We start from the raw sequence: 9207 nt of genomic DNA on the forward strand, positions 1-9207 counted from the left end.
AATTGAAGATTCGGCAGAACTGCAGATCCAGGGTGTGGAAAATCTGGTTCGTCTGGAAGCAAAGCCTGCCAATATGGAAGGAAACCGGGCTATTACGATCCGGGATCTGATCCGTACAGCTCTTCGTATGGCACCAAACAGAATCATCGTGGGTGAGATTCGCGGTGAGGAGGCAGTGGATCTTTTGCAGGCATGGAATACCGGCCATGACGGAAGCCTTGGAACCGCACATGCCAACAGTACCGGAGATATGATTTCTCGTGTGGAAACGATGGTGCTGATGGGGATGGAACTGCCACTTGAAGCGGTACGAAGACAGATTGCTTCCGGGGTAGAACTTCTGGTGCATATGGAAAGGGCAAGAGACGGAAAACGACAGGTAGCAGAGATTGCAGAGATTCTGGGATATGAGGATGGAGAGGTACGGATGCATGGACTGTATAGAAGGGAAAAAGATCAGCTTAAAAAGATCGGGGAATTACAGCACAGGGAAAAACTGGAACGCTGTTTCGGTGAGGCAGAATTATAAAATATATGTGCTTTCTGAGAAGGAATGGATCTTGTGTATCCTGCAGAGTATCGGGATTACAGGGATCATCAATTTTTTCTGTTATCGATCCTGGTGGGCATGGGGACTGGGAATTCCGATTGGAATCTGGTATGTCCGCTGGAGAAAAAAGGAGTTGGCAGAGCGGAGACGGCGGATTCTCCGGAATCATTTTAAAGAGGTGTTGCAGGGGCTGCAGACAGCGGTGCGGGCAGGATATTCGATGGAACAGGGGGTGACGGAATGCAGGAGAGAGATGGAACGGCTTTTTGGGAATGGAGATGATCTGGTGAGAGAACTGCGCTATATGGAAAGTCAGATGCAGGTGGGTGTACCGGTGGAGCAGCTGTTCTGGAATCTGGGTCAGCGCTCCGGTGTAGAGGAAATCCGTAATTTTGGGGATATCTTTCTGATTGCGCGGCGTTCCGGTGGAAATCTCGGGAAAATTCTTGGGAATCTGGCAGAAGTATTGGGAGAGAAGATACGGGTCACCGGGGAGATTCAGGTAGCGATCGCAGGAAAGAAGCTGGAACAGCTGGTGATGAGTATGGTTCCGGGAGTGATGATCCTTTATATGCAGGTGACTTCCCGCGGATTTCTGGATGTCTTATATCATAATCTGCCGGGAGTACTGGTGATGACAGGGTGTCTGGGTGTGTATCTCTTCAGTTTCCGAATGGGAAGAAAGATTGTGAGGATTCAGGTATGAATATAGTACTGGGAAGTGCTTTTTTGCTGCTGACAGGGATATTTTATATTCTGGTTTCCGGAGAGAAAGGAAACCGGAAGCAAAAAGGTGCCAGGTGGATTCAACGGTGGGGAAGAAAACATGGCTGGCAGCTTCCGGAATGGATGACAGAGGAGTGTATCTGGCAGACGGAGCTGGCAGTGCTGGTGGCAGGAGTGCTTCTGATTGCAGCGGGAGTGACAGAGCAGGCAGAGAACGGTCAGGAGATTTCACAGTTAAGACGGCCGGCATATGGTCAGGGGATACAGGAAGAAAATCTCGAAGTAGAATGGAGAGATGAGCAGGGAAACCGGAAAAAGGAATCCATGACAGTGGATGTAATAGAAAAACAATTGTCTGAGAAGGAGATAGAAACCATTTTTTCCAAGGTGCGCGGCGCGATTGAAAAAGAGATACTTGGAGAAAATGAATCGCTGAAGCATGTAGATCATCCGTTGTATCTTCGGGAAGAACTGCAGGAGTACCCGGTGACTGTTCGATGGTTCAGCAGTCGTCCGGAGATTCTTGACTGGGAAGGAAAGCATGGAGAGAACATCAGGGAAGATGGGGAAGCGGTAACGCTGACAGCAATCATAGGACTTCAGGGGCAGGAACGGAATGAAAGCTGGGATATTCTGGTATTTCCTGAAATATCTGATGAAAAAAGGCAGGTAGAAGATATGGTGGAAAAGGCAAATGCAGATACAGAAAAAGGTTCAGAGTGGATGCAGCTTCCGAAAACACTGCATGGAGAAAAGCTGGTATGGAAAAAAGTAGGAGATGGCATGCAGTACGGAGTAGCCCTGCTGGCATTCGCCCTTCCGGTTATGGTACTTCTGCATCGGCAGCAGAAAGAAAAAGAGCATAAAAAGGAAGAACAGCAACAGATGCAGCAGGACTATCCGGAGATCGTGACAAAACTGCAGCTACTGTTAAGTACAGGGATGAATCTTCGAAAATCTGTAGAACGGATTGCCGGTGATTATGTTTCCTATATGCGCAGGGAGGAGGTGAGAAAGGCTTATGAGATACTTGTGGAAGTATGCGGAGAGATGGAACGCGGTCTTGGAGAAAAAGAGGCTTATGAACAGCTGGGAGAGCGTTGGGGACTGTTGTCTTATCGTACATTGTCTTCCATTCTGGTACAGTGCCTGCAGAAAGGAAGCGTTGGAGTGGAGCAGATTCTGGCAAAAGAGGCAGAACAGGCGCAGCGGCTTCGCAGGCAGCAGGCGCAGATCCTTGGGGAGCAGGCATCCACCAGGCTGCTGTTCCCGATGATTTTAATGTTGCTCGTGGTGTTTGTGATTTTGCTGGTGCCGGCATGGCTGACATTCGCAGTCTGACGGTGGAGAACAGAAACATGTCTTATCTGTGATGTTTCGGCGATCAGAAATATCTCCGGGCCGGAAAGGAGGGAAAAATATGACACTCTTACAGAGATTTATGCAGGAAGAAGACGCACTGGGAACGGTGGAATTGATTCTGATCATTGTCGTTCTCGTCGGGCTGGTTGCCATCTTTAAAAAACAGCTGGTCAGTCTGGTGAATAATATTCTTGCAAAAATAACAAAGCAAAGTAACAGCATCTAAAAAGTAACCTGTCAACGAAAACATATCAGTTACGACATATTTCCCAAAGAAAGAAGGTATCCCTTGAAAAAATCAGGAAGTATAACGGTATTCACCAGTCTTTTTCTGGCAGTCTTTCTGCTGGTCTTTCAGGTACTTCTGCAGTCGGTACAGATTGGAGGAGGACGCGTACAGGCGGAAACCGGTGTGGAAGAAGGTCTGTATTCGGTATTTGCCGGGTATGACCGGGAACTGCTGGAAAGGTATCATGTTTTTATGGTGGATGGAAGTTATGGAACCGGAGTGTGGAAGCCGGAGTGTATGTATCAAACGGTAAAAAAATGTATGGAAGAGAGTTGTCGTCCGGATGGAGCAATATCAGGTGTTCGTGGGGAAAATCTGTGGAAATGTTCGTCTGTCTCGGGGGCAATTACTGCATACACACTGATGTCAGATGAGCATGGACGCGGATATCGTGCGCAGGCGGTGGACTACATGAAGGAGACACTTGGTATTCAGGGGATACAGCTTCTTATGAAAAAATATGAACAACAGAAAGATATTTTTGAACAACAGGAAAAGAGAGGGAGTGATATCGATGTAAAACAGTCTATGGACAGTTATGAAAAAGCCAGGAAAGAAGCCGGTCAAAATCAGGGACAGGATCCGGACAATACAGGACAACAACCAGCCGTGGTCCAGGTTCCGGCTGATTTTGTCAATCCGCTGGATGTGATCCGGCAGTTACAGAAAAAAAGCATTCTGGCACTGGTGGTTCCGGCGGGAAAAGAGCTGTCACAGAAGGGACTGCCAAAAGAAAAACGACTCAGCAGACGGAAAAAGCAGACCGGTATGGGGATACCGTTTTATGGGGCGCAGGAGGATACGGTTCTGACAAGAGGGATTTTTCAGGCGTATATGATGCAGCATCTTACTGATTATACCAGTATGGAGCATGCGACAGATCCGTTGCGGTACCAGCTGGAGTATGTGATTGGTGGAAAGAACACCGATCAGGAAAATCTGAAAGCGGTGGTATACCGTCTTCTGGCAGCCAGGGAAGCTGCCAATATGATGTATCTTTTACAGGATCCGACCAGACAGGCAGAGATTCATGAAATGGCACTTGTCATCTGTGCTGCCATAGGATTTCCGGCGCTGGAAGGAATCGTAAGTCTTGCACTGCAGGCAGCCTGGGCTTTCGGAGAGAGCCTGCTGGATGTAAGACAGTTACTGGCGGGCGGTAAGGTTCCTCTGGTAAAAACAGGGAGCACCTGGATGGTATCGATTCATCAGCTGGCGAAGATTACAGAGTTACTGAAAAACAGCAGAGCTGTGGAACAAAAGGGCATGACATATCAGGAATATCTTGGAATTTTACTGATGACAGGGAAGTCAGAGGTTCAGACTGAGCGGACGATGGATATAGTGGAAGCGGTGATACGGGGAATGTCAGGAAAAGAAAATTTTCGTCTGGATCAGGGAGTGATCTATCTGGAAGTTGACATGGGAGTGACTTTTGCGGAAAAGACATTTTCTTTGCAAAGAGATTACGGATATGCAATGGGAAGTGACTGATGGAAAGGTGTCTGAAAAAGACGGACATACAGATATGGAAAGGACAGGAATGAAGACAGCCATAAAGAAAGGAATAAAGATATACTCTCCGAAAATAAAAAAACAAAAGAAAGGTAAAGGATCTCTTCAGGCTATCTGCAAAAACAAGCGGAGAGTATTTCTTTGTTTCTTTCGGAAGACCCGGGGGAAAAAGCAGCAGATCCCGGCGGTGCTTACTGTGGAAGCAGCTCTGGTTATCCCTTTATTTCTGCTTGGAATCTGTACCTTGCTTGGAATAATGGATCTGTACCGGGTGCAGGCACTTGTGAAAACATCTCTGCATCAGAGCGCACAGGAGCTTGGTATGTATGCCAGTGTGGAAAGCGGGGATTCCGGGGTGAACACGCCGACAGGAGTACTTTCTTCCGGTGTCTGCATCGCTTACGCAAAAGCACATCTTCCGGAGCTCGGGGATGGCGCAGCAGTGAGTCTGATCGGATCCCGATATGAAAATCATAAGATTCAACTGAAAGCTACAGTGTTGTATCAACTGCCATTTTCAATCCTTCCGGTATCAAAACTTAAGGTGACGAACAGCAGTGTGGTGCATGCCTGGACCGGATATGACCCGAAAAATACAGACAACGAGGGAACAGATGGCGGAGAAATGGTTTATGTGACAGAGTATGAGAGCGTATATCATACATCAGAATCTTGTACCCATCTGGATCTCTCGGTTCATCGGGGAATAAAAACACAGGTGGAGCAAAAACGGAATGAATATGGAGGAAAATATCATGTCTGTGAACGGTGCGGCGGTGACAGTGCCCTGGTTTACTATACGGAAAAAGGAGACTGCTATCACAGTCAGGCATCCTGCAGCGGGCTGAAACGAACCGTTCGTCTGGTGAAAAAATCTGAAATACAGGCATATATCCAATGTGAGCGATGTCGTGAAAACACAGGTTAAAAAGGTCAGGGATCCAAAAATATTTGCGGCAGTGTGCGGAAAGGAAAAAGATGGGAGTATTGACAACCGGTTATCTGATGGTAAACAGCTGGACTGACTGGCGAAGAAAAGAAGTGGATATTGTGTGGACCGTGGCAGTTTTTGTTCTGACGGCGTTTATATATTTAGGAACAGATCAGAAACTTTGCTGGAGTGGTCTTCTTCCGGGAATCTGTCTGTGGCTTGCATCATTGTGGAGGTCGGATCAGATAGGAAGCGGAGATGGAATTGTGCTGATGGGGATCGGATGGATCCAGGGAATACAGCAGGCATGTGTGATTTTTCAGACAGCGATTCTTCTGGCGGCAGCGGTTGGGGTCTGCATGTTGGCATTGGGAATGGGAAGAAAAAAGGAACTTCCTTTTGTACCGTTTTTATTGGCCGGATATCTGGTGCAGTATATCTGAGAACGGGAAACAGATGAAAAGGTTTGTGAATATACAAAAAAGGAGCTGAAATATGGAAGAGACAGGAAAAGAGAAAAGGTACAGCAGGGATCCGGAAGCAAATCAGATAAAGAAAAGGGACAGACGAAGGAAAAAAGGTTCTCTTACGGTGGAGGCATCGCTGGTAGTTCCGTTGTGTGTGATGATTCTTACCTTTCTGCTTTCGCTTACTTTTTATGTGTATTTGCGATGTTGGTATACGCAGGCAGGATGTGAGGTATCTGTTCAGGGAAGTGGATATGGTGTGCTGGAAGGAAGAACAGGACAGGAAAAAGCAGAGAAAAAATGGAAAACAAAGCGTAGTGAAAGTGGATTTTCGGGAAAAGGTATCTCAGGTGAGATTACAGGAAATCAGAAGGAAGTATGGGTAAAGATAACAGGAAAAGTACCCGTATGGGGAAGGCCGCATCTGGAGTTTGAGACAAAGATCGGACAAAAAATCATACGACCGGTTATATTTGTGAGAAAAGTGATTGCGTTTCGTACATAAAAAGAAGGTTTTTAGAGATGAAGATGGATTACAGAAGAGATTTGCAGCACAATTATCTGGTGGTAGAGACCGGGGAGAAGACAGAAAATTATATCACAAGAATGATGACCGAAAATCAGGTGCAGGGGCTTCTTGGGTGTGAGTGCAGAAGAATGGATCAGAAAAAACTGTATTATTATGATATTACATCAAAAATATCGCTTGCAGAAAAAAGCAGGTTAAAAAAAGTAAAAGGATCAGAAGTGCTTCTTATTATTCAGGGGTTGTTACAGGTGCTGGTACAGCTGGAGGAATATCTGATACCGGCAGATCAGATCTGTTTGGACTGGAATTATATTTATCTTGATCCTGTCAGCTGCTATCCCTCTTTTTGCTGTCTTCCCGCAGCGGAGAAAGAACTGGAACAGGGGATTCGGGAACTTCTGGAAGAGTTGCTTCCACGACTGGATCATCAGGAACAGACCGGAGTATCGGTAGTTTATGAACTTTACCAGTATGCGATCCAGGATACGTTCTCGGTAATGGGGTTACAAAGTGTTTTGGAACGGCGGCTGATGGAAGAGAGAAAAACGACAGAAACAGAACTTCAGGCCTGTCAGGAGAAGAAAAGCAGAGAATATCAGGAAACATCATATTTCGGAGATAACAGACAAGCGGTACTGGAAGATTTCTTTTCTTCAGAAGAGGAGGAAGGAGAAAACGGGCGGGTGAGTCCTGTCTTGGTCGGAATGGTGCTGGGAATTATCGGAGTTTTGTTGTATGCACTGGCAGGGTATGCTGTTCTGGAATATGTTCCACAATATCTGGGAACCTGGGCAGCATCGGGTGTGATGGCGATATTAATTGTTCTGATCTGGCAGGTGGTTGTGAGAAAAAGAAAAAAAGAAGAACGACAGATTGAGGAACAATTTGCGATCTATCAGGGAACATCGGAAGAAGCGCCAAGGCATTCGAAAACAGATATCAGAGAATGGGAGGAGAAGGATAAAGAGCCGGAAGAAGAAATCACATGGGAAAAGCGGATTCCATGGGGAGGGGATACCTATACCCAGATTCTTTCAAACGGAGGAGAACAGGGCGGTCTGATTCTGAAGGAACTGCACCCGGTAAGTGGCAGGCAGTTTCGGATAGAAAAAGCAACCCGTCTCACCATCATCGGACAACTGAAAGAACAGGCAGATCTTGTCCTGCCATCCACAGCAGTAAGCCGGGTCCATGCCAGTATCGAACAACGGGCAGGTAACTGGTATCTGAAAGATATGAATTCCAGAAACGGAACCTGGGTCAATGAGCAGGAACTTTATGGAGAAGAGGAACAGGAACTGATCAATGGCGATCAGATTCGGTTTGCTGACCTGATATACCAGGTGAAGATATAGCAGACAGGTTCGTTGATTTTCCTTGTAAAACAGAAAGTGTGGGCATATAATGAGGAAAATATAACTGATGTCTGACAGGAGGAAAATATATGAACCGGTATCAGGATGAAGACTGGCAGCAGGAGGAGCAGAGAAGGCGGGAAGCGTATTACCGGATGAACAGCCAGAACAGTAACACACCGGATGCACTGGAACAAATCTTCAGGGGCCCGTTAAACTGGATGAATCTGCTGATGATCGGGATCAATGTGGTGATTTTTATTATCATGGAGTTTTTGGGGAGTACAGAGGATACCGGGTTTATGTTGCAGTGGGGTGCCGCTTGCAGACCGTTCATTCTGAATGGAGAGTGGTATCGGCTGTTTACTTCTATGTTTTTGCATTTTGGAATCTATCATCTTGCAAATAATATGGCGGTATTGCTGTTTATGGGAGATATGGTGGAGAATGCAGTGGGACACTGGAAATACCTTGCAATCTATCTTGGCTCCGGACTGGTGGGTAATCTGTTGTCCCTGTATATGGACATTCAGTCGCAGAGCAACATTGTCAGCGCAGGTGCTTCCGGGGCGATCTATGGAATTATCGGTGGAGTTTTTGTTCTGATGATCAAAAACAAAAAGCAGGTGAGAGAAATAGTGATCCGGCGGCTGGTGTTTGTCATTGTGGTTACGATCTACTACGGTTCACAGGCGGCGCAGATTGATAATGCGGCTCATGTGGGCGGTCTGATCGGTGGAATTGTATTGACAGTACTGTTTACGGTGCATAAAAAAACCACATATCGCAACAGAAAAGAATATGTTGCAAGATGACTGGAAATTTTCTGATAATGCGTGTATCATGGTAAGAAAAAAGGTAACTGTTCAGTACCCTCACAGTTACGAGTCAAAATCCATGAAAAATCGCCTTCGGCGATGGGATTTTGACTTGCATGTCTCGGGATTTTGGCATATTCATGCCAAAACACCTCGCGGAATAACGGTGTGCTGAATAGTTACGAAAAAAGAACAATAATGCAAAACAGAGAGGAGAATAAATATGAGTGACTGTATTTTCTGTAAAATTGCCGGCGGAGATATCCCGTCCGCTACCCTGTATGAGGATGATGATTTTCGTGTGATTCTGGATCTTGGTCCTGCAACGAAGGGACATGCCCTGATCCTTCCGAAGCATCATTATGCAAACCTGTATGAGATTCCGGAAGAGATGGCTGCAAAAGCGATGGTTCTGGCGAAAAGAATGGCAGCAGCCATGACGGAAACACTGGGCTGCGATGGTTTTAATATTGTACAGAACAATGGTGAAGTGGCAGGTCAGACCGTATTTCACTTTCATATGCACCTGATTCCGCGCTATAATGGCGATCAGGCAGGTATCACCTGGAAACCGGGCGAACTGAAGGATGAAGTGAGAGACGAGATTGTTGCGAAAGTGACAGCCGCATTAATGTAACAAAACGGACAGGACGATAAGGTGTATC

11 protein-coding genes are annotated in these 9207 nt (G+C 46.3%); all 11 read left to right on the forward strand.

The genetic code is table 11. The features are described from left to right. The coding region (locus MSA64_RS01940) for a CpaF/VirB11 family protein (protein WP_287890307.1) at positions 1-529 on the forward strand (529 nt) is incomplete at its 5' end. 31 nt (positions 530-560) lie between these two features. Then, on the forward strand, positions 561-1256 hold the full coding sequence (locus tag MSA64_RS01945) for a type II secretion system F family protein (RefSeq protein ID WP_205839896.1): 696 nt from the start codon (positions 561-563) through the stop codon (positions 1254-1256). Further along, positions 1253-2617: a type II secretion system F family protein gene (locus tag MSA64_RS01950; RefSeq protein WP_277663392.1), complete on the forward strand. Its 1365-nt coding sequence runs from the start codon at positions 1253-1255 to the stop codon at positions 2615-2617. Before MSA64_RS01945 ends, MSA64_RS01950 begins: the two co-directional genes overlap by 4 nt. A 79-nt stretch (positions 2618-2696) precedes the next feature. Beyond that, positions 2697-2864 carry a Flp1 family type IVb pilin gene (locus MSA64_RS01955; protein ID WP_022171485.1) on the forward strand — a complete coding sequence of 56 codons (168 nt, stop codon included), beginning with the start codon at positions 2697-2699 and terminating at the stop codon, positions 2862-2864. Between the two features lie 63 nt (positions 2865-2927). Continuing rightward, positions 2928-4421 carry a DUF5702 domain-containing protein gene (locus tag MSA64_RS01960; RefSeq protein WP_287890310.1) on the forward strand — a complete coding sequence of 498 codons (1494 nt, stop codon included), beginning with the start codon at positions 2928-2930 and terminating at the stop codon, positions 4419-4421. Continuing rightward, positions 4402-5370 (forward strand): TadE/TadG family type IV pilus assembly protein, encoded by a 969-nt coding sequence (locus MSA64_RS01965; RefSeq protein ID WP_154431449.1) that lies wholly within the window; start codon positions 4402-4404, stop codon positions 5368-5370. The genes MSA64_RS01960 and MSA64_RS01965 overlap by 20 nt, the downstream gene beginning before the upstream one ends. A gap of 50 nt (positions 5371-5420) precedes the next feature. After that, positions 5421-5816, forward strand: a complete 396-nt coding sequence (locus MSA64_RS01970; RefSeq protein WP_154431448.1) for a prepilin peptidase — start codon at positions 5421-5423, stop codon at positions 5814-5816. Positions 5817-5868: 52 nt separating this feature from the next. Beyond that, positions 5869-6345 carry a TadE family protein gene (locus MSA64_RS01975; RefSeq protein WP_154431447.1) on the forward strand — a complete coding sequence of 159 codons (477 nt, stop codon included), beginning with the start codon at positions 5869-5871 and terminating at the stop codon, positions 6343-6345. Positions 6346-6362: 17 nt separating this feature from the next. After that, entirely contained in the window at positions 6363-7724 is a 1362-nt protein-coding gene (locus MSA64_RS01980) for a DUF6382 domain-containing protein (RefSeq protein WP_154431446.1), read from the forward strand. Positions 7725-7813: 89 nt separating this feature from the next. Beyond that, a complete protein-coding gene (locus MSA64_RS01985; protein ID WP_022171479.1) occupies positions 7814-8539 on the forward strand; it encodes a rhomboid family intramembrane serine protease in 726 nt (241 codons plus the stop codon). Positions 8540-8765: 226 nt separating this feature from the next. Further along, complete coding sequence (locus MSA64_RS01990) at positions 8766-9179, forward strand: HIT family protein (protein ID WP_154431445.1); 414 nt, start codon at positions 8766-8768, stop codon at positions 9177-9179. Positions 9180-9207 lie beyond the last annotated feature (28 nt).

It is taken from the genome of Oliverpabstia sp., from assembly GCF_022785585.1.
Taxonomy (GTDB): Bacteria; Bacillota; Clostridia; order Lachnospirales; family Lachnospiraceae; genus Oliverpabstia; species Oliverpabstia intestinalis.

What these genes read in the sequence shown, in the direction of transcription:
- MSA64_RS01955 (WP_022171485.1), top strand. Translation starts at nt 2,697, where the DNA reads ATGACACTCTTACAGAGATTTATGCAGGAAGAAGACGCACTGGGAACG.
- MSA64_RS01975 (WP_154431447.1), top strand. Translation starts at nt 5,869, where the DNA reads ATGGAAGAGACAGGAAAAGAGAAAAGGTACAGCAGGGATCCGGAAGCA.
- MSA64_RS01950 (WP_277663392.1), top strand. Translation starts at nt 1,253, where the DNA reads ATGAATATAGTACTGGGAAGTGCTTTTTTGCTGCTGACAGGGATATTT.
- MSA64_RS01990 (WP_154431445.1), top strand. Translation starts at nt 8,766, where the DNA reads ATGAGTGACTGTATTTTCTGTAAAATTGCCGGCGGAGATATCCCGTCC.
- MSA64_RS01980 (WP_154431446.1), top strand. Translation starts at nt 6,363, where the DNA reads ATGAAGATGGATTACAGAAGAGATTTGCAGCACAATTATCTGGTGGTA.
- MSA64_RS01965 (WP_154431449.1), top strand. Translation starts at nt 4,402, where the DNA reads ATGCAATGGGAAGTGACTGATGGAAAGGTGTCTGAAAAAGACGGACAT.
- MSA64_RS01970 (WP_154431448.1), top strand. Translation starts at nt 5,421, where the DNA reads ATGGGAGTATTGACAACCGGTTATCTGATGGTAAACAGCTGGACTGAC.
- MSA64_RS01985 (WP_022171479.1), top strand. Translation starts at nt 7,814, where the DNA reads ATGAACCGGTATCAGGATGAAGACTGGCAGCAGGAGGAGCAGAGAAGG.